Genomic DNA, 20,621 nt, shown 5'->3' with positions numbered 1-20,621 from the left:
TAACTTTTAAAAGGATGAAACATCCACAATGTGTGGTTGTCGATTCGTTCTATTAAAGTGCCGTTTGTTAATAATTGATGCTACGCACGTAAAAGTAATTTCGCATTTTTAAAATGCTTTTTAAGTCTATTCGACGGAGTCTTACATCTAGGATTTAAATAAAGGGATTAGCCTTCGGCTGGAGGTACTTTTGTTTCGGCAAAAGTACCCAAAACCATTGTCATCCGCAAAACTCGTTCACTAGCGTCTAATTATTCAAAAGTATCGCAAAAACATTTTTGAATAGAAGTAGTCCTGTCTCAAACACTTGCGAATGACGTTGCCGCGTATCGTTCTTTTATTTGAATCAAATGGCTCTTCTGATGTTACTGCGTAACATCAGTGAATAAATAAAGTATTTCCATAATCTCTCGATGAGCACTTTTACTGTACAGGACTTGAGCGTATCATCCTGAAAAATGTCATCTTAAATCTGCGCCAACAATACTCATAGCTCGATCATTATGCAAAAACTACTCCAAGACTTTTCCATTCCAGCTGCTTTTGCAGGTTTTATTACGTTCTTAGTCGGGATCAGTGTCTCGGCTGTTTTGGTGATCCAATCTGCACAACTGCTCGGTGCCAACACAGCAGAAATAACCTCTTGGTTTTGGGCTCTAGGTTTGGGTATCGGCTTAAGCGGGCTGATTCTGTCTTGGAAATTTAAATATCCCGTTGCGACTTCATGGTCCACTGCAGGACTGGCACTGATTTTAGCGACTGCAAATGGTTACAGCATGAATGCCGCCCTAGGTGCTTTCTTGGTCTGTGGCTTATTGACAGCAATACTTGGATTTTTAGGTATTTTTGAAAAAATATTGCGCTATATCCCGCAATGTCTAACTAGTGCAATGTTGGCGGGTGTACTCCTTAAATTTGGTATTGAGCTATTTGTCAGTTTACAAAATGAATGGGCATTCGTTCTTGGTTTACTCGCGGCTTACGTCCTCAGTAAACGACTGTTACCACGTTATAGCATTGTCATTACGGTGATCATTGGCATCATGCTTTGTCCATTATTACTTGGCTTTCAATTACCGGCGCTTAATTTAGAACTCGCACAGCCGGTTTGGGTCACACCTGAATTTTCGATCTCAGCAATACTGGGTTTGGCGTTACCACTCTTTGTAATCAATATGGCCTCTCAGTATTTACCGGGTTTAGCCATGATTAAAAGTTATGGTTATCAACCCCACGTCAATCAACTGATTGGTTGGACTGGTACAGCCCAAACGCTACTCGCGCCATTTGGATGTTTTAGTGTCAATATTGCTGCGATTAGTGCGGCCATCAGTCTAGATGACCAAGCCCACCCCGATGAGAAAAAGCGCTATATCGCAGGTATGACTTGTGGCTTCTTTTATATTTTGATGGGCCTGTTTGCAGCCACTTTGGTGAGTTTCTTAACTGCTTTTCCATTGGTATTTATTACCGCTTTAGCAGGAATTGCCCTACTAGGCACCATTGGACACAACATCGTCATTGCTTTCCAAGAAGCGAGTGAACGTGACGCTGCTCTACTCACCTTCTTATTTAGTGCATCGGGCGTACAATTTTTTGGTATTGGTTCCGCGTTTTGGGGGTTGGTCTTTGGTTTAGTCGTACATGCTATTTTCAAATATAAGAGAAATTAAGCCCTCAGTTAAATAATTTGCTTCAAATAAAAGAATGATACGCGGTAACGTCATCCGCAAGTGTTTGAGATAGGACTATTTCTAATCAAAAATGTTTTTGCGATACTTTGAATAATTAGACACTAGTGAACAAGTTTTGCGGTGAGGAGCAATGCTCCGCAAGATGGCTTCCTTACGAAGCACGCTTCTCATTTTACCTAAACAAAAGCACCTCCAACCGAAGGCTAATCCCTTTATTTAATCCCTAGATGTAAGCCTCCGTCGAATAGACTTAAAAATCATTTTAAAAATGCGTAATTACTTTTACGTGTGTAACATCAGTTATTTAATCTATTTCGCTCGATACGTTCGGGCGATAAGTTCTTGTTTTAATAATTCGGTTTCGCTTTCGTCTTCCACTTCTGTAAAAGCGGTGAGCCAAATACCATCGGCTGCATAACGAACAATTTTGAGTTCTATATCTGAATCGGTCTGATGATGTCGCTCTAAACGTGAGTTCATCCATTCAATCCAATATTCATTAAAAGTTTTATCGGTCAGCATGGTCATCGAAATCGCGGACCATGACTGTTGCAAACCCATGATTTGTTTTTCTAAGGTAATTTCAATATAGGCTCGGGTAAAACGACCGTATGGCTCAGGGTCTTCGTCAATCAATCGGTCAACAACCTCGTCTAATTGAGCTAAAAGCATGACGATCATGGACTCTAAGAGCTTTTGCTTATTTGAGAAATGATGAAATACACCACCTTTTGTGACCCCAACTAAATCCGCAACGGCTTGAATCGACACCCCGTTGACACCTTTATCTGCAGCAAGACGGATTGCATGCTGCAAAATACTTTGGCGTATCAGTTGAGGTTCTTTCTTGCGCTGATGCGGATTATCCATACTAGTGTCCAGCAGAAGTTGAAAACAGGTTAATTACGACCACACCTGAAACAATCAGGCCTATCCCTAACATGGCTGGGAGGTCTAAACTTTGACGAAAGATAAAGTAGCCAATTAGTGCAGTTAAAACAATACCAACGCCTGCCCAAATGGCATAAGCAATACCAAGTGGTATGACTTTAATCACCTGAGACAATAAATAAAATGCCAAACAGAATAAAACTGCGACAGCCAATGAAGGCGCAAGTTTGGTAAACCCTTCTGACTTCACCAAAAATGTCGAACCAATTACTTCTGAGATAATCGCCAATGACAGTAAGCCATACGCCAATGTTACCGAATTCATTATTCATTCCAAAACAAACATACCAACTGGTAGGTATGTTATTAAGTTAGAGATTATTCTGCAAGCATTTTAAGTCTGTTTTTAATTTTTAACGGACTGTACGTGTTGTTGCAAAAATTCTAAAGTGCGATCAAAGGTCTGCTGGCTAGCCTTTTTACTCATCATAAATTGATATTCATGTACCAAATATTCTTTCGAATCTGGATAAAATACCGCCGTCACAGGTACATTATTTGCCTTCAATTTTTCTACAAAAGGCTCAGATTGCGTTTTGGTTAAAAAATCTTTATTACCACCGCTGATAAATACAGGCGGATAATTTGCATTAATATTTGAGGCCGTTGAAATACGCGTTAAAAACTCGGCATCATCTTTTTTTTCTCCGGTATACGCCTGAACCAAGTTATAGACGCCCCACTCGATCAGTCCAATCTCGTCGGGTGCAGTATTTACAAAGCTGTTTAAATCATAAATACCACAATGTAAAATCAGCCCTTTAAGCTGTGAAGGCTTTAATACAGGTTGAATCTTTGACGCTTGCGCAAAATCTGGATTCGTAACCAAGGCGGCATAATGACTGGCCATATTTGCACCTGCAGAATCCCCTGCCAAATACATATTTTGCGAATCAATACCATATTGTGCTGCATGTAGATTCAAAAAAGTCAGTGCTGCATTTATTTGATTGAGCTGTGTGGGATAAATGGCTTCAGGTGCAAACTGATATTGAACCGAAACCACATTATAACCTTGGGCTGCGAGCCGCTTAAAATATCCCCCTGCATGTTCTTTTGAGCCAGAGACCCAACCGCCCCCGTGGATCCAAACAATCGTTGCTCTTGGTGCAATCGCTGTACTTGTTTCAGGTTGATAGATATCCAAGTTTAAATTTGGATTTTGTAGATATTGAATATTTGACTGCACAATAACATTGTCAGGTGCATGTAAGTTGATAAAGGTCTTTTGAACTTGTGTCGATAAGTTAAAAGCACCTGCAATCACTTTGGTACTGCTTTGCGTGTTTTGACAACCAGACAAATGCAACACTGAACAAATACTGAGTACAACCAACCCTACTTTATATGACATTTTTAACTATCCAATCGCATCAATTCTGTTATAAATCTTAGATTTAAAATCTGTATATAGTTTAGGCTTATTTTTATAAAGTTTATATTGATCTTTTAGGCTCAAAATCCGAGAAAATTAGTCGATTTTATTTTAATATTTTTTGAGCAAAGTCCGAGTTTTTCGCTCAGATTTATTTGACGACTTATCGACATTAATTTATGTAATTTTATGAATTTACAATATTTTTTAGATTAATAAATTGAACCATTCACGACAATGTGTTATCAATAATCTATAGGGTTTAAAAGCAAAATTACAGGAGATTGTTCCATGTCATATCAAAACATTTTAGTACCTGTCGATGGTTCAGAAATCTCGTTTTCTGCAGTTAAAAAAGCTGCAATTATTGCCAAGGCATTTAACAGCCAACTCACTTTAATCAGCCTTGTTGCTGAAGACCCATTTACCGATGCAGACTTCTATTATTCTTCATCAATCATGAAAGAATATTTCGTACAAGCTTATGCAAATGCAGAATCTGCATTGAAAGAAGCTGTGCAAATTACAACTGAAGTGGGTGTAGAAGCACAAAGTAAAATCATTAAAGGCCAAGTTTCTGCTGAAGGTGTAGTAGAAGCAGCCAATGAAGTCAAAGCTGATTTGATCGTGATGGGTTCACATGGTCGCAAAGGCTTTAAGAAAATGCTACTCGGCAGCTTCGCACAAGATGTACTCAGCAATACTGAATTACCCGTGTTGGTTGTAAAAGCTTAAGATGACCAAGCCCACATGATGTGGGCTTTTTTTGTATTCAGCACACCCTTCACCAAAAAGCTTACCCTTTTGTCTAATTCATACAATATCGTGAATAGAGCAAGATTAGATTGATAACATTTAAAATATTAAGGAAGCAGATATGAGTCAATATCAACAAATTTTAGTCCCTGTGGATGAATCTCCAATTTCATATTCTGCTGTTGAACATGCGCTCAGCTTGGCTAAAAGTCAAAATGCACAAGTGACCATTGTTAGTGTTGTTGCTGTTGATCCATTCGTTGGTGTCGATTTCTATGCTGTTGCACCTGCAATCACTGAATATTTTATGCAGGCTGAAAAAAGTGCTCAGCTGCGTTTAGAAGATATCAAACAAACCTTTGTACGTGATGGTATCGAAGTTAAAACTCGTTTGATTCATGGTGTATCGCCAACTGAAGGGATTTTACAAGTGGCTGATGAAATCTCTGCAGACTTAATCATCATGGGTTCACATGGACGCACAGGTTTAAAAAAAGCCATGCTGGGCAGCGTAGCACAAAATATTTTAACGCAGTGCCCAATTCCTGTTTTGATCATCAAGCAATAAACTAAGATTCAAAAAAAAGCCCTTCATTGAGGGCTTTTCTTCTTTTAGATCAATTAAACACGTTATTTAAATACACAATTCGTTCTGTAGTTTTCTGATTAAAACATTTGGTATATTGCAACTCCTGATTTTGCGTATTCATCGCATCATCCCAGTATTGCGAATGCTTTTGATAAGTCTCTTTTTCACTTTCATTTAATGAATAAACACTTTTTTGTGCAAGCACTTTACAGTCGATATCACGCTTTTCAAACCAGTCTGCTTGATCTTGCTGTAACTCCGCCTTTTGTTCATCACTAAAACGATCCCAAGTCTGATTGAGACGGTCCACCACTTTGGCATTATCCTGATCTAGCTCTTTCTTACGAATATCCATCGCCTTTTGTGCAAGGCTCATTTGTTGAGATTGACTCTCCATCCCTTGCTGATAGGATTCTTCGTCTCGCTTATTTTGAGCACTATATGCCGCATATAGCACCGCATGACGTGTCACTGTTACAACGCTATCAATTACGTCATTTTGACTTGGGACACTTAAACTTAAACCATCTTTGTCCGTTTTAGTGATGCTATAGCTAAAGTTCCCTTTAAGCTGATCATTGTCCATGCTTAAGCCTGACTCACCATCTTCGAGTGAATCATTCAAAGTATAATTACCACGTTCTTCACAGCCTTCATCACATGGTCGTTCAGCAAAGGCGTTTTCAGCACGCTTTTGTAATCCTTTCGGGAAAACCACCAACAATTGACTGCTACATTCCAATGTTTTGGCTTTATTAGGGTCTTCAGTTAAAGTCGTGACATTTTGAATGTTAAATTTTAGATTTTTTACAATCAGATCCATGAGTTGCTGATCGGCTTCATAATCTGACTGACGTATTTCTTTGTTTAATTCTTTGAGATATTCTTTTTTTAAATGATCTTGCAATTGGTCAATATTGGCTTGTGCAGTACAACTCCAATCTTCCAAAGCAGGCGCTTCCGTTTTGGCTTCTGTATCTTTTTTATTTTTAAAATTATCACAGCCGGATATTAATGCCGCAGACAACATGAGGCTCGTGATGACTATTTTTTTCATTGTATAAGTACCATTATGATTTTATTCTTCGGGCGTATTTTACTCAAAATTACAGCGCTTTGACGAGAAAAATCCCCGCATGTGCAGGGATTTTTTATATATCATCTCATTTAGTACGGTTTTAATTGGCCTTTTCAGTCACGCCTTCATTGGTAACATCTCGTACTTTGCCATTCTCGGTATTTAAAACTTCAAACTCAATACGTCGGTTTTTGAATTGACCTTCTTTGGTGCTGTTTTCTGCTACCGGTTTTTCTTGACCATAACCCACCGCTTGAAGCTGTGCAGGATCAACGCCTTTCGACACCAAATAATCCACCACAGCTTGTGCACGCTCTTGCGATAAAGCTTTATTCGCTTCCGCATTACCCACAGCGTCGGTATGACCTTGTACAGTCAGATGTACCTGTGTTGCGCGCTGCATTAACGCTGCCGCTTGATCCAAAATCGATTTATTCACGTCAGGAATATCAGATGAACCTGTCGCAAAATTAATAATTTGTAAGTTCAGCGCAGTCGCAACATCTAGAGCACGAACTTGTTCAGGGTTAATACTCGCTAATGCTTTTTGTGCATCAGTAATACTGTTATCTACTGCAGTTTGTTCGCTCACGCCTTCTTGAATCAATACCGTCATATTTTTTGCTAAAGGCTTAATTTGATTGGCAAGGCTTTGAGCATCCGCAGGATTTTGCGACAAAATCGATAACTGATTTTCTGTCCAGGTTAAAGTGGTATTTGGCACACCTTTAAGTTTTTGCAGAACCGTTGGAATGGTATCTTGATCAATAAATTGCGTATGGTAACTGGCATCAGATGAAGCACCACAACCCGTATTAAAGTTAAAGATCTGTTTGACTTGTTGCTGCAAAATTTCAAGATAATTTGAATCACCAGTTTGAATTTGACAGTTGGTTAACTGCCCATCTGTACCGGTGCTAAATTGCAAATGTGCTGGCTGAGATGCAGCAGGCTGTGCAACCGTTGTTGCAGAGGTGGTTGGTTCTTCTTTATTAGTACAAGACTTAAACCAAAATGCGATCAGACCCAATAATATAAGCAGCGCAATAATTGGTAATAACCAATTCGAGCGTTTTTCTTCAACGATAACAGGTGTTGGTTCAACAACAGGCGCTTGGTGTAATGTACGGCCAGCTGCAGTGTTTACCCCTAAACCTGCGAGTAAAGGCACTGCCCATTGTGGTAGTGCCGCCAAAATGCTATCTACATGATTATCAAGTAAATGCGTGATTGCGACAGGATCAGATGAACCCGCTTCATTTTCAAGCACCCCTATGGTTGGGGCGATCGAATGATTCAAGGTCTGCTCTATTTCTGACGCTGGAGCAGCACCGCCACCAAGATGTTGCAGAAATTGATCTTTTAATGTGGGATTTGCCGAAAATATATCACTAATACGTGGGTTTAACTGTTTTTGAAAGGCATCAATAAATTCAGGTTTGGATCGAAAAATATTTAACAGGAATGGAATAAACTGGCTAATGGCTGAATTTTTTTCAGTTAAGTGTTGTGTATCACCGTCCAGCACAATCGAGGAGACGTGCTGCTTAATAAGCGCTAATAAATCTATACTCATATTTGTACTCCATGCAGTTGTCATTATTTTCATGTGTACTTCAGTTTATATGCTTATTTTTTGATCAAATGTAATAATTTGTTCGGACTTGTCAACGCTTTAATTTCTTCTTTTATTTTCAATCTTCACTAAAAAAGCCAGCCGAAGCTGACTTTTTAGTATGAAATTAAGGTTCTAGATAATATATTTTTTGGCGCAACTCAGTAGTTCGTGTCACAGTCATATTTGTTTCACAGTTTAAACGATAAACCTCTGGATTTTCTGTATTTGAACTTTCTAACTTACACTCTAAATCACGTTTTTTTAGCCAAATTTTTTGTTCCGCAAGTAATTGGTCACGAACCTCTTTTGTCGTCGCATTCCAAACTAAATTCAAGTTCTCATTTGCTGTATCTAAATTCGACTTAGCTTCTGCTAACACTACTTCTTGATATTCTTGTACTGCTGCATTTTGTTCAGCAATACGTTTCACTTCTTCTTGTTTAGCTACTTCGGCTGCATTTTGCCTTGCAGACTTTAGTAAAGAGTCTACAGCAACTTCACTAATAAAATGGACTAAAGCATCGGAATTTTCCAAAGTAACAAATACTTTTTTTCCATCATCAGTTGGTTGAACTAAGTACTCAATTTCCTTTTTTAATTGATTTTGTTCTAAACTAAGATCCGAAAGTACAGCAGATTGTGCAACATTATTCTGTTCGTATACAGCCCTTGCTGCATCTGCGTCTAAAATCATTTGCTCTGGTAATTTAACAATAAAATCCGTTGCACAGTAACTTTTCTTACTATTTGGATCCGAATTATTAGTACGAACATCAGTAACTTGAAAAGTAATTTGCTTCAAAGAACTGCGTAATTTACCCATATCAATGGTGATATTTTCCGTCTCAATTAATTCTTTTATACGATTACTTGATAGATCGCTTAAACCTTTACTAAATGATTCAACCACAAGCTCTTTAGCAGTTTCATTATCACATTTGGCAGTTGTTCCAGTAATTGATGAAACTTTATCACAAGCTGTTAAAAACACAGATGCTACCGCAAGACACATAATTTTAAATTTCATATTCATCTTACCATCTTAATATTCTGAATAATATTCAGTTTCTGCTACAGTTGCTTGTGCTGCTGCCGCGGCTGCATCTTGCGCAGCCAAGTTAGCCTCATAAGCTGCATTAACTGCTTGCTTCGTTTCAGCCTCTTTTAATTTAATTTGATTTTTCTCAATTTGAGGCTTTAAAAATGCATAAGTTAAAGTATCAGAAATCAAAGTATTAAAATTATTTGTGTTCTTAACTAGTGTAAAAATTTTATCGCCCTTGTCTGAGGGTTGGAGCGTATATTCTAAAGTTAAGTTGATTTTATTATTATCAAAATCAACACCTAAGTCATTAGCTTGACTCTCAGTTGAATAGCGATCTACTTTAACACGGGCTTCATCTGATTTTTTCACAACATCGGAAGGTAAAATTGTTGCTAAATCAATTGAACAATTCGTCTTTGAACTATTCGGATCAATAAATTCTGTACGACTATCCATCAAAGTAAAATTTATTGATTGTGCTGAAAGTTTTAATTTAGCAGGATCCAAATCTTTGATTGCGCCATCCGAAATTAGCGATTTAAGCTCACTTTCTAATTGGTTCGTTAGGTTATCTTTTAAAACTTGATTAACAAGCAGCAAAGCTTCTGTGTCATCACATGCTATATGCTTAGAAAATAAATTACCCTTACAACCTGTTACACATACTGCAACCACACCAATTGCTAAAATATTTTTATAAAACGACATATTACCCCCTATTTATTTGAATCAAATATACACAAATTTACATAAACTAACCATTTTTAATTAAAAAAAGCTGACTATTGCCAGCTTTTTTTAATTAAATTCTACTCATTTTTTGTTTATCTAAAGAAAGCGTGAACTACTTTACCTTTTACCGTTTGCTGAATTAATGGTGTGTTCTTACCATTTGACACAATCGTGTCTTTATTAATAGTCCACTCCAGCTCTGGATCGACAAGCACCCAGCCCGCTTCATCTGCCCAACGCTGTTGCATATTGGCCACTTTTGCCGGTGCGAGTGTAACTTTCTCAACCCATTCCAGTGGGCTTAATATGCCTTCTTGAATCAGTTGAATACCAAAAGGTACATAGGTATCAAATGCTGTAAAGCCTGGTTGTGTTTCAGCAAATGGCGCCATTTTGGCAGAACTGCTAAGCGGTTCATGATGCGTACAAATCGCATCAATCACCCCTTCTTTTACACCTTGACGTAATAATGCTTTGTCTTGTTCATCACGAAGTGGCGGACGCACATGCGCCAATGAATTAAAGCCATCAATCAATTGATCCGTTAAATGCAATTGATGCATAGCCACATCACAAGTTACTGGTAAACCTTTTGCTTTTGCATTTTTAATAAGTTCAACTGACGCGCCACAAGACAATAAACCAAAGTGAGCACGTACACCTGTTGCTTCAATCATTAATAGATATTTTGCAATCGCAACTGTTTCAGCCAAAGCTGGAATCATTGGCAACCCTTGACGAGATGCAATAAAGCCTTCATGCACACAGCCATCTTTCGCAATTTGGTGCTCTTCAGCATAGAACACTACCGTCATATTGACGCCAGCTGCATATTCTAAAGTACGAATCACCACATCATCATTGGCAAATGGGGCATTGGCATTTGAAACTGCGGTACAACCACCTTTTTTCAAGCCCGCCATATTGGCAGGTTGTTGTCCTTTCAAACCTTGGGTTTGTGCACCAATCACTTGTAAATAAATACCACCATCCAACATGGCTTTTTCAACTAAACCATGAATAAGGGCGCCATTGTCTTGCACAATTGGCTTTGAATCTGGTGGTGTAAATACATGCAAAATACCATTTTCAACGGCAGCTTTACCTTCTGATTTAAGCGTACCGTGTTGCTGCTGACCTGGTTCACGTAAGCGTGCACATAAGTCAACCATGGTTGGCATTAACCATTTACCTTGGCCGTTTATTGTTTCAGCAACATTGTCTGTCGCGCCAACCAATTGACCATTTTCAACATAAACCGTTTGCACGCTGTCAGTATTTTGAATCGGGTCTAAGACACGTACATTTTCAATTTTTACAATAGTCATGACTTCTACCTTATCCCGCAACCGCTTCTAACAAACCTTTCTCTTCTAATTGACCTTGCATTGCTAAAGCCAAAACTGCCATACGCACTGCAATACCGTTCGTTACCTGATTTAAAATCACAGACTGTGGGCCATCAGCAATACTTGAGTCAATTTCAACACCGCGGTTCATTGGCCCTGGATGCATCACGATACAATCTGGTTTTGCCAAAGCCAGACGCTCTTTATTCAAACCATACATTTTGTAGAATTCGGCTTGAGATGACAGCGCAGGAGAATCAATACGTTCGTTTTGAATACGTAAAGTAATAATCACGTCGCAGTCTTGAATGCCGTCTTCCATATTGTTGAACAGACGAATGCCTTCGCCATAATCATCAAAACCGTAAGGCAGCAAAGTATTTGGCGCAATGACACGAATATCTTTACAGCCTAATGTTTGCAATGCAGCGACATCTGAGCGGGCAACTCGAGAATGCTTAATATCACCAATAATGGCAATGGAAATATCTTCAAAATTCTTTTTGGTTTCACGGCGAATCGTCAACATATCCAACATGGCTTGCGTAGGATGCGCATGACGGCCATCGCCTGCATTGATGATTGCCACATGCGGACAAACATCTTTGGCAATAAAGTGCGGCGCGCCTGACGATGAATGACGAACCACAAAAATATCGGTCGCCATCGCTTCTAAATTCCACAAGGTATCACGCAGTGTCTCGCCTTTTGATGTACTTGAACGTGCAATATCAATGTTCAATACGTTTGCAGACAGACGTTTTGCTGCCGCTTCAAAAGTGGTACGGGTACGTGTTGAATTTTCAAAAAACAGGTTCATCACTGTACGACCTTCTAAAAGGTTATTGGTAATTAGCTGATTTTGGTCATTAAAAAAGGACTGTGCAGTGTCCAATATTTTTGTGAGAGTTTCTTTAGAAAGGCCTTCGATGGTGAGGAAATGTTTTAAGTTACCATCTTGGTTGAGTTGAATCTGGCTCGGTGTATGCAATGCCGCCAAGTGCATGAGAGATTCCTTATCGTTAAGTTAACGCATTATACAGAGAATCTTGGCAAATGGCAGTTGAAGTTTTCAACGTTCAATGCAAACGCATGATGTTATTCAAAATGAATTTTCAAATTCCTATCTATCATTTCAATTAGATAAATTAAACGGTTTAAATTAAACTTCACCTTTCCCCTTTCAAAAAGCCTTCAAACAGGACTTCTATCTGTCCTTATTTTTGATTGAATTGAATACTTTCAAACAGATAAAGTTCAGCTATGAACAACCGCCTTCTGCACAGTTCAACAGCTCTTGAAACATGGAAAGATGGTTGATACTTCAGGCGGTGTGCAGCAGGAAATTTATGCTGCTGCTCACAGCGGGATTGAATTAACGCAATGCGCCAATATAACGATGTGCAACCTGTGCTTTATAGATATCTTCCGCAGTCGGTTCGCTCATTAAAATTTCTGCTGTTTCAGATTGAACTGAGCTAACTATTGGTTCTTCTTGTGCTGAAACTGCAGCTTCATGCAAATTCAACTCGCTGTAAAGCCGCGCAACCAAACGAGATAATTCAGGATCGGCCGTTTCCAAAGCCAAGTTAGAAACAAAGCGTGCGTATTCGACATTCTCAACCACATATAATGCGTCAATAACCCGACCTGACACACGACGTAAGCGCGCATAGATTAAAGTTGCAATTGAAAATGCGTTTGATTGACTATTGATTGCCAGCCCTGTCATAAATACCCCTAATGATATCAATATTATAAAGATCGAATTTTGATCAGGGTTATAGCAATTTTTGTACCATTAAGTGATATTTCTCACAATGTACGCAGAATAAATTTGGTAAAGTCATTCAAATCTACCGATATTTCTCCCGTTTCAGCGCAATATCGTCCGCCCAAATCCACGAAAATACGTTAAAATATGCGATTGCTTTTTTGCCTTTGGAAATTTACATGAATTCGAAACCGCGTCTTTCTACATATTGGGTTACCTGTGCAGATGGACTGGAAACCTTACTCCGCGAGGAAATTGAAGGTTTAGGTGTTCAAAATATTGAACAGTTCCCGGGTCGTCTTGTATTCAAAGGCACACTTGAAGATGCATACCGTATTTGCATGTGGTCACGTTTGGCTTCTCGTGTACTCACTCCAATTCATACACATGAATTAGAGTTCACGCATGATGCACGTGATGTAGCGGAAGAGCTCTATGAAGGTGCAATAAACTTTGACTGGTCACTTATTTTTGCACCACAAAGTACATTTGCCGTTCGTTTACACATCGAACGTGACATTAAAGTCAATTCTCAGTTCGCAACTTTACGTGTCAAAGATGGTGTGGTCGATTCCTTTATGGAAGCTGTGGGCAAACGTCCAAGCATTGACATTAAGCAACCTGAAATAACGTTGTATGTATTAGCTGGCAAAACTGAACATACTTATTGCTTAGATTTATCAGGTGATTCTCTGCATAAACGCGGCTACCGTCGCTATATGACAGATGCACCGATTAAAGAAAACCTAGCGGCTGCCATCTTACAGAAAGCAAAACTTAAACAACATCAACCCGATATTATCTTGGACCCAATGTGTGGTTCAGGGACCTTTATCATTGAATCTTTAATGATTTTGACAGACCGCGCGCCAGGCCTTGTTCGTCGTTTTGGTTTTAATGGTTGGAATGGTCATGACCATGAACTTTGGATGTCGATCAAAGGCGAAGCGGCTGAGCGTCATAAAGCTGCACTTGAAAATCCTCTCCCACAATTCTATGCATTTGATGCAGACTGGGAAGCAGTAAAAGCAACCAAACAAAATATTATCGCTGCAGGTTTCGAATCTGTACTTGATCAAATTAAAATTGAAGAACGTACACTTGCGGACTGGCCAGATTTCCAAGCGACGGGTAAGAAAAGCTTTGTTGTCACCAACCCTCCATACGGCGAGCGTTTAGGTGATAAAGCCTCTAACCGCGCACTGTATTTAGGTCTATCAGCATTATTACAAAAAAACTTTCCGAATCAGTCTGCTGCGATTATTGCAGCACAAGTTGAACAGGCCGATGTCCTTGCCTTTAATGATCCACAAATTTTGCGTTTGATGAATGGTAAGCTCCCAATTTACGTCCGTTTTGGTACAGTCAAACCTGCAGCAGTTCAAAAGCCTTTCCTCGAGCATTGGGAACCTCAACAATTTGAAAAAATTGAAGGTGCAGAAGACTTTACTAACCGTCTGCAAAAAAACATGCAGAATCTTAAAAAATGGGCAGTCAAAGAAAATATTTTCTGCTTACGTTTATATGATGCCGATTTGCCAGACTTTAATGTCGCGGTCGATTTGTATGGTGATCGTTTACACGTACAAGAATATGCACCACCGAAAAAAATTGACCCAGAAAAAGCCAAAAAACGCTTTAACTTAGCACTGCAAGCGATTCGTGCAGTGACCGGCTTAGGTCGTGATGCGATTTTCATTAAAACACGTGTCCGCCAAGAAGGTAAAAATCAGTACACCAAACAAAGTACTGCGTCTAAACGTTTTATCGTTCAAGAAGGCAAAGCAAAGATTTTGGTGAACTTAACAGACTACCTCGATACAGGTTTGTTCCTTGACCATCGTCAAATGCGTCTACGTATTGCCAAAGAAGCCAAAGGTAAACACTTCCTGAACTTATATAGCTATACCTCTACAGCGAGCTTACATGCAGCGCTTGGCGGTGCAGCAAGTACGACCAGTGTCGATTTGTCAAATACCTACCTAAACTGGTCTAAAGAGAACTTTGTACTGAATGGTTTGACAGTAGATCATGCAGATGAACAACATCAGTTCTTCTCTAGCGACTGTTTTGAATGGTTGAAAGAAGGTCACGAGCAATATGACCTGATCTTTATTGACCCACCAACATTCTCTAACTCTAAAAAGTTCTATGGTACGTTTGATGTCCAACGCGACCATATGTCTTTGCTTAAACGTGCCATGAACCGTTTAACCACTGACGGAACGCTTTACTTCTCAAACAACTACCGTGGTTTTGAGATGGACGATGTGATCATGGCAATGTTTGACGTTGAAGAAATCAGCAATGAAACCATTGGCCTAGACTTTAAACGTAATACCAAAATTCACCGTGCATGGAAAATCACTCATCCACAAATCTAAGGTTTGACTTTAGAAATTCCTGATCTATGAAATGAAGCACGTCAGTGCTTCATTTCAACCACGACTCCATCTGGATACGTTACTCGAATATTTTCATGTCGCTCTTGCAGCACAATACGGTTAATCGGTGCAACTTCAGGAGATTGTATTAACCCGACCTGATCCGCTGCCCTTTTCTTTTGAAGCAAATAATCACTCATGGTTGAGCCTTCAAGCTGCGTCTCTTGAATGATCTTATTATTACGATTAGATTTATGATTTGAATTTTTCTGCTGCACTTCTTTGGGTTTAGCTGCTTCACTCTCAATAATATCTAAGGTTTCTTCACTAAACTTTTTTTCCCTTGCGTTTCATTCGACAAGCGTTGATCTGAAATTGAAGTACCCGCAAAAGCTGTAGACTGAACAGCGATCAGAAAAATGCTACTAATAAGACTGTGTTTTACCCAAGAACATTTAGGCATGGATGAATGAACAAGTTTCCGTCTAAAAAAATAATCGTGTGACATGGTGTTTTTCCTATTGTTGTTTTCATTGGCTAGTTGCCCATTGACGCTAGCAACTTTTCAACTGTTCAACAATGGCTAGGCCGCTGTGTTCCGATAAACTGAAAATCATAATTCTGTAGCCAAAAATACAAAACCGCCAATCTATGACGGTTTTATATTTTTTAAACTTAACTACTCACTACTGGTTGCTTATTTCTTTTGTATGGCTTGACCAAAAAGCTTTTGACCGAACTTATATTGCATACTCATGACCATGTTATCGCCATCGCGCTTGCCTTGCCCTGATGTTTCAAAACCAGCAAACATGGCTTCAGCTTCCTGTCCTGACAAACTTTTGCCCTGTAATTGCAAAAAGTTATTCATGATTGCAGTCATCATATTTTTATCAAAACTTAAGTCTGCTTGAAAATCCAGTAAGCTCGGCACCATTTTAATAAAAGACTCCATTGAAGCATGGTGACCCGGCATGACTTTCCCCACGACATTTGCAGAGGCTTTACCTCCACCAATACTGATCGAGTTATCTTTAGACTCAAAATCAAAACCTTGGCTTGCGATAGCTAAGAAAGCTTGAGTCATTTCTTCACTTGATTCACTCACTGCATCGCATGAATTTTCCACCTGATGCAAAAGTTCACTAAATGCACGAACTTTATCTAGATTGACTTTATGTAATGCCAAATTTAGTGCGAAATCTTTGGTGACTGGTGAACCTGGGAAATCCATCTCATCAGCTTTTAAGTAGCCTTCAAAGTCCACATCATGTTTATTTAGTTCGGTCTCCCAACGCAGTTGCATACCACGCATGCCGCCTGAGAACTTTTGATCTAAACGTTTGATAGAACCCGCTTGGATTTCAACAAAGCCATTTTCAAGATTTTTCTGATTTAGACCTTGATTGGTCTTCATCGAAAAATTTTTCACCATGGTTTGCATTGGACCTTCACTCAACCGAACCACAGGTAAATGGATTGAAAGCTCAGATACCTTAGTGACTTGCCCCGGTAAACTACTGATCCGAATTTGCAATTGGCTTGCATCAGCTTGTACTGTTGCACCTTGTGCAGTCGTTTTAAATGCAGGAATCTGTAAATCTGTTTTACTTTGACCAATCCAATTGACCAACGTTTTTGCCGTTAAGTCCGTGCCAAAAAGCTTGGCATATTCGGACGTACTTTGTTGTTGAACAATCTTAAAATTCGAGTTGATATTATAGCCTTTCAACCCACGTTGAATCTGATCTGTACCCTTCAACACGATCACTTCTTTCGGTTTACACGGGTCTGTTTTCAGGGTTAATACCCAATCGACTGTTCCACCCATCAAGCCCATTTGATAATTGCTGTACTTTACATCAACATCTTGTACAGCTGCGGACCAATTATTCTGTGTATAAAATTGGGCAAGAGATTTATCTGCATATAAATTCCCTCCCACCACTGCTGCTGAAAGCACCGCTAAACTGCCAATTCCCCACATCAACTTCGACATGTCTTTCTCATTCTGATTATTCTTTGCGCAGTATACTGAAGAACTCAGTTACATAAGTACACAATTAGAATGATTTTAAATGATTGATTTGGCAGTTTTAATTGATTTTTTGATCGTTATCACTTCCTCTATATACGCCCAACTTCAAAATAACTAATACGTTTACGATCAAAAGCAGCGTATGGATTGGCTTTAAAACTATGAAAATAGTGCTTGGCTTTTAACACATGTGAGGTCGTATTTTTCATCCACTCAATACGTGGGTCCTTCTCTGCCAAAGTAATACAATAGGTTTCTTTACCACGTTGCTTTGTCTGCTGTTTTGCATGAAAAATCAAACTTGCAAATACGTCCAGATGTTCAGGATGACATAGCGGACTATGCAACATTAAATAATCAAAGGTTCCATGAATTTTTGGCAGTGATAAAACACCACGCACACTGGCATAGGCATTATAAAACGGCTTCATCAACTTTAATGAACGCGAATAGTCGATTACGCGGGTTTGTTTAAAACTCTTTTGATTCCATAATCCATAGAGTCCAACCAACTGATTGTGCTGATCATAAATCAAATAAAAATCGTCCAGATTTAAGCCTGCCCAAAATGGATTTTGACCATCAACCAACGCATTAAAATCATAGCTAGGTAAAAAATTATAATGGTCTTTCATTTTTAAAATGAAATCATTTGCTTCATCTACACGTTCAGCAGTCAGCGTTTTAAATTGATATTGATTGAAAGTTTTTGGTTTCACTGCCTGTGAAACGGTAAAGGTTCGAATTTCATCATAAAAATATGGCAGCGGAAATCCAGATCTTTCATGATGTAAAATACTGGCAGCGACAATATTGTCGTTTAAAACCACACTTTCAAAAATCGTGTCTTGTGGTATTTCATCATGGAGATAGTCCATCAATAAGCGCATGACTTTAGCACCACGATACGCTGGATTCATTCTTAAATCGGCGACATAACGCATCAGGTCAGGCTGACCATTGATATAACAATAACGCCATCCCAAATTCATCATCGCAATCACGATAGATGGATCTTCCACAGGGACAACCACTTTTAAATCTGGACGATTATACTGTGCGTGGCTGGCATCAAAATAACTGGGGTGACGCGCATAAGATAATGTGATGCCATTGCTTGGCATAGTCTCTGCACTAATTTTCATTAGTTGCTCATCATCTTCGACAGTCGCATTTCGAACCGCAAACTTAGTCTCATTCTTTGAATGATATAACGCCGTTTCGTCGAACGGTGCATCTAACACATCGATATCCATCTCAATACTCAATTATTTTTGTTTTCATTTTCTTAAGCGGCTCAGGCTTAATATTCCCTTCAATCATGCCATTGTTCATGGCTAGTGTTTTGTAGTAGTCCCAAGCATCTTGTACATGTACCACTTCAGGTTCATCCAACTGCCCTAGATCGCGTGCCAATTCATAATGAAAATTATGTTTAAGCAAACGGTCTAGTGCTTGAGCGGATGGTTGTTTATCTACATTGCCTTCACTGAGTAAAATATAGTGTGGTTTTTTAACCGAACATTGTTCAATACCCAAGATACTAATCGGCAAATAATCCGCTTGTTTAAACTCTGCAAGGACTTTAACTGCTGCATTGTGGTCGAGCTTTTCTCCGACCAAATCAACCGTCATTTTTCGACCTAAAAATTTAAAACATGGCACTTGCTGATAAAAGTCGGTGACTTCTAATTCATCATCAATCACATAACGAATTAATCCTGAACCTGTAGTAATCACAGGACTAACGATATCGCCTATTTTCAGTTGCCAAGATGGCACCACTTTTTGGCTGTCTTGCAAAATAAATTCATAAAAATGTGACTGATAACTTAAGGTAAAACGCTCTGCAAATGGAATCGTCACTACGCCTTCAGTTGCCCATAAACCTTTACCTTCAAATGCCACACCTGCAATTCGTTGCTGGAGTTGTACTGCCCACTGCTCTGCGTTCGCAGTATCCCAACTCGAAACCAGACTGAGTTTAGGCCACAGTTTTTTCCACGCCGTTGCTTGGGTCAAATCCAAGTCTTGTAAGCGATAGCATTGTTGACAAGATTTAGGAACTTGCAGAAAACTCAAACCCTCACGTTGCCATTGTCCAGTTTTCAAGACCTGCACAATTTCAGCTTGATGTTCTTGAATGATATCCAACAATTGCAAAGCAAATGTAGGACTCCATACCGAAATCATGCCTAAATGCTTATCTGCAACGAGATACACTGCGGTTGCAAACATGGCATCTTCGGCTGAATTCGCCATCGCAATTTCAGTCGGTACCGACTGGGTAATTTTACTCAGCACTCGCTTCGACAGATTAAGCAGCGCACTATCATCATTCAAATTACTATTTTCTAAAAGCTTTCGCTGGCTTTCAGGCAACCATGAAACCGACCAATAATGCGTTGAGTTTTTCAGTTGTGGATGAGTTCGGTATAGATTGGTGAGCCATAACCCAATAGCTTCATCTAGCTCATCTAAAAAAGCCTGAGTATAAGGAATGAATTTAATTGCTTCACTCGACCCACTGGTCGGTTGAAATCGGACAATTTTTTCAGGCCCTAAACAATTTTTGCCACTTTGTCTGGATTGTTCAATTTGGCTTTTCCAATTGCTATAACGCGAAAGCGGATATTTTTTGGCAAATTGCTCATAACTTAAATTTTGCGAAATGTGCTGCTTTAAAAAATGACTTAATTTTTTACGTTGCACATTTTCCAACTGATGTGCCTGCTGTGTATAGCGTTGAAATGCTTTACGGCAGGCAATATTCAAGACTTGATGTGCTGTGGTGAGAAGCAATCCCATTAGGCCACCTTCGAGTCTGAACCTGTCGCAATATGCAATGTACGTGACTTATAACGTAACTTGCTGTCATGTTTACTCACACTGGTGGTCTTGGTTAAGAATCGATTTACATAACGGTATAAATCGCTCCAACGTAATTCACCAATGCATGGAAGTTCAGTTCCATCGACCCACGTTGGGTTCTTATCTTCAAAAAAAGCAATCTTGGTATTGTTTTCGCGCATCTCATGGGTGATAGGCGCAACATCTGCTTTGAGTGGCTGGTAGTCTTCGCCAAAATTTAGCAAACCTGTTTCATGGTTATAGGGTCTGTTGACATTTGTTGATTAAAAAAATAGCGAGATAGTAAAATTAAATCGCCAAACCCAATTTTACACTCGCTATGCCTCGAACAATGCTAAATGATCAACACTGGTCCAAGTTACTTGCT

The 20,621-nt window shown here is 39.2% G+C and carries 18 protein-coding genes and 1 pseudogene; 4 read left to right on the top strand and 15 right to left on the bottom strand.

The window, feature by feature from the left end:
• Positions 1-503: 503 nt before the first annotated feature.
• The gene (locus FTU64_RS13860; RefSeq protein WP_180060074.1) at positions 504-1,673 is read left to right on the top strand and encodes a benzoate/H(+) symporter BenE family transporter; all 1,170 of its coding nucleotides are present in this window, start codon (positions 504-506) and stop codon (positions 1,671-1,673) included.
• A gap of 330 nt (positions 1,674-2,003) precedes the next feature.
• Here FTU64_RS13860 and FTU64_RS13855 read toward each other — a convergent pair whose 3' ends face one another.
• The 3 genes from FTU64_RS13855 to FTU64_RS13845 form a co-directional block, all read right to left on the bottom strand.
• Positions 2,004-2,564, bottom strand: a complete 561-nt coding sequence (locus tag FTU64_RS13855; RefSeq protein ID WP_180060072.1) for a TetR/AcrR family transcriptional regulator — start codon at positions 2,562-2,564, stop codon at positions 2,004-2,006.
• A gap of 1 nt (position 2,565) precedes the next feature.
• Positions 2,566-2,910, bottom strand: coding sequence for an SMR family transporter (locus FTU64_RS13850; RefSeq protein WP_078188613.1), 345 nt, complete (start codon positions 2,908-2,910; stop codon positions 2,566-2,568).
• Positions 2,911-2,991: 81 nt separating this feature from the next.
• Positions 2,992-3,999: an alpha/beta hydrolase gene (locus tag FTU64_RS13845; protein ID WP_180004902.1), complete on the bottom strand. Its 1,008-nt coding sequence runs from the start codon at positions 3,997-3,999 to the stop codon at positions 2,992-2,994.
• Between the two features lie 312 nt (positions 4,000-4,311).
• Here FTU64_RS13845 and FTU64_RS13840 point away from each other — a divergent pair, with 312 nt between their 5' ends.
• A complete protein-coding gene (locus FTU64_RS13840; RefSeq protein ID WP_078191806.1) occupies positions 4,312-4,755 on the top strand; it encodes a universal stress protein in 444 nt (147 codons plus the stop codon).
• Positions 4,756-4,897: 142 nt separating this feature from the next.
• Positions 4,898-5,344 carry a universal stress protein gene (locus tag FTU64_RS13835; protein WP_078188616.1) on the top strand — a complete coding sequence of 149 codons (447 nt, stop codon included), beginning with the start codon at positions 4,898-4,900 and terminating at the stop codon, positions 5,342-5,344.
• Positions 5,345-5,393: 49 nt separating this feature from the next.
• Here the strand turns inward: FTU64_RS13835 and FTU64_RS13830 are convergent, their stop codons facing one another.
• From FTU64_RS13830 to FTU64_RS13800, 7 genes are all read right to left on the bottom strand, one after another.
• Complete coding sequence (locus FTU64_RS13830) at positions 5,394-6,422, bottom strand: DUF1311 domain-containing protein (protein ID WP_180060070.1); 1,029 nt, start codon at positions 6,420-6,422, stop codon at positions 5,394-5,396.
• 121 nt (positions 6,423-6,543) lie between these two features.
• On the bottom strand, positions 6,544-8,019 hold the full coding sequence (locus FTU64_RS13825; RefSeq protein WP_180060068.1) for an OmpA family protein: 1,476 nt from the start codon (positions 8,017-8,019) through the stop codon (positions 6,544-6,546).
• Between the two features lie 166 nt (positions 8,020-8,185).
• Positions 8,186-9,088: a lysozyme inhibitor LprI family protein gene (locus FTU64_RS13820; RefSeq protein WP_257222266.1), complete on the bottom strand. Its 903-nt coding sequence runs from the start codon at positions 9,086-9,088 to the stop codon at positions 8,186-8,188.
• Between the two features lie 15 nt (positions 9,089-9,103).
• Entirely contained in the window at positions 9,104-9,814 is a 711-nt protein-coding gene (locus FTU64_RS13815) for a hypothetical protein (protein ID WP_180060066.1), read from the bottom strand.
• A gap of 116 nt (positions 9,815-9,930) precedes the next feature.
• The gene (locus tag FTU64_RS13810; protein WP_180060065.1) at positions 9,931-11,166 is read right to left on the bottom strand and encodes a dihydroorotase; all 1,236 of its coding nucleotides are present in this window, start codon (positions 11,164-11,166) and stop codon (positions 9,931-9,933) included.
• A 10-nt stretch (positions 11,167-11,176) separates the two neighbouring features.
• A complete protein-coding gene (locus FTU64_RS13805; RefSeq protein WP_180060063.1) occupies positions 11,177-12,193 on the bottom strand; it encodes an aspartate carbamoyltransferase catalytic subunit in 1,017 nt (338 codons plus the stop codon).
• A 369-nt stretch (positions 12,194-12,562) separates the two neighbouring features.
• A complete protein-coding gene (locus FTU64_RS13800) occupies positions 12,563-12,919 on the bottom strand; it encodes a hypothetical protein (RefSeq protein WP_180010389.1) in 357 nt (118 codons plus the stop codon).
• Positions 12,920-13,140: 221 nt separating this feature from the next.
• Between FTU64_RS13800 and rlmKL the strand changes: the two genes are divergently transcribed.
• Positions 13,141-15,345, top strand: a complete 2,205-nt coding sequence (gene rlmKL, locus FTU64_RS13795) for a bifunctional 23S rRNA (guanine(2069)-N(7))-methyltransferase RlmK/23S rRNA (guanine(2445)-N(2))-methyltransferase RlmL (protein WP_180060061.1) — start codon at positions 13,141-13,143, stop codon at positions 15,343-15,345.
• Between the two features lie 41 nt (positions 15,346-15,386).
• Here rlmKL and FTU64_RS13790 read toward each other — a convergent pair whose 3' ends face one another.
• From FTU64_RS13790 to FTU64_RS13770, 5 genes and pseudogenes are all read right to left on the bottom strand, one after another.
• Positions 15,387-15,545, bottom strand: coding sequence for a hypothetical protein (locus FTU64_RS13790; protein ID WP_162689727.1), 159 nt, complete (start codon positions 15,543-15,545; stop codon positions 15,387-15,389).
• A gap of 497 nt (positions 15,546-16,042) precedes the next feature.
• Positions 16,043-17,344, bottom strand: a complete 1,302-nt coding sequence (locus tag FTU64_RS13785) for a DUF945 family protein (protein ID WP_180060059.1) — start codon at positions 17,342-17,344, stop codon at positions 16,043-16,045.
• A gap of 128 nt (positions 17,345-17,472) precedes the next feature.
• Entirely contained in the window at positions 17,473-18,639 is a 1,167-nt protein-coding gene (locus FTU64_RS13780; protein ID WP_180060057.1) for a GNAT family N-acetyltransferase, read from the bottom strand.
• Between the two features lies 1 nt (position 18,640).
• Positions 18,641-20,191 carry a GH3 auxin-responsive promoter family protein gene (locus tag FTU64_RS13775; protein ID WP_180060055.1) on the bottom strand — a complete coding sequence of 517 codons (1,551 nt, stop codon included), beginning with the start codon at positions 20,189-20,191 and terminating at the stop codon, positions 18,641-18,643.
• Positions 20,191-20,496, bottom strand: a pseudogene (locus tag FTU64_RS13770) (hypothetical protein); the annotation flags it as partial. The pseudogene FTU64_RS13770 and the gene FTU64_RS13775, both read right to left, overlap by 1 nt.
• Between the last annotated feature and the right edge of the window lie 125 nt (positions 20,497-20,621).

The organism is Acinetobacter sp. YH12128 (genome assembly GCF_013418655.1).
Lineage (GTDB): Bacteria > Pseudomonadota > Gammaproteobacteria > Pseudomonadales > Moraxellaceae > Acinetobacter > Acinetobacter amyesii.
This window is presented reverse-complemented; position numbering and strand designations above follow the sequence as displayed.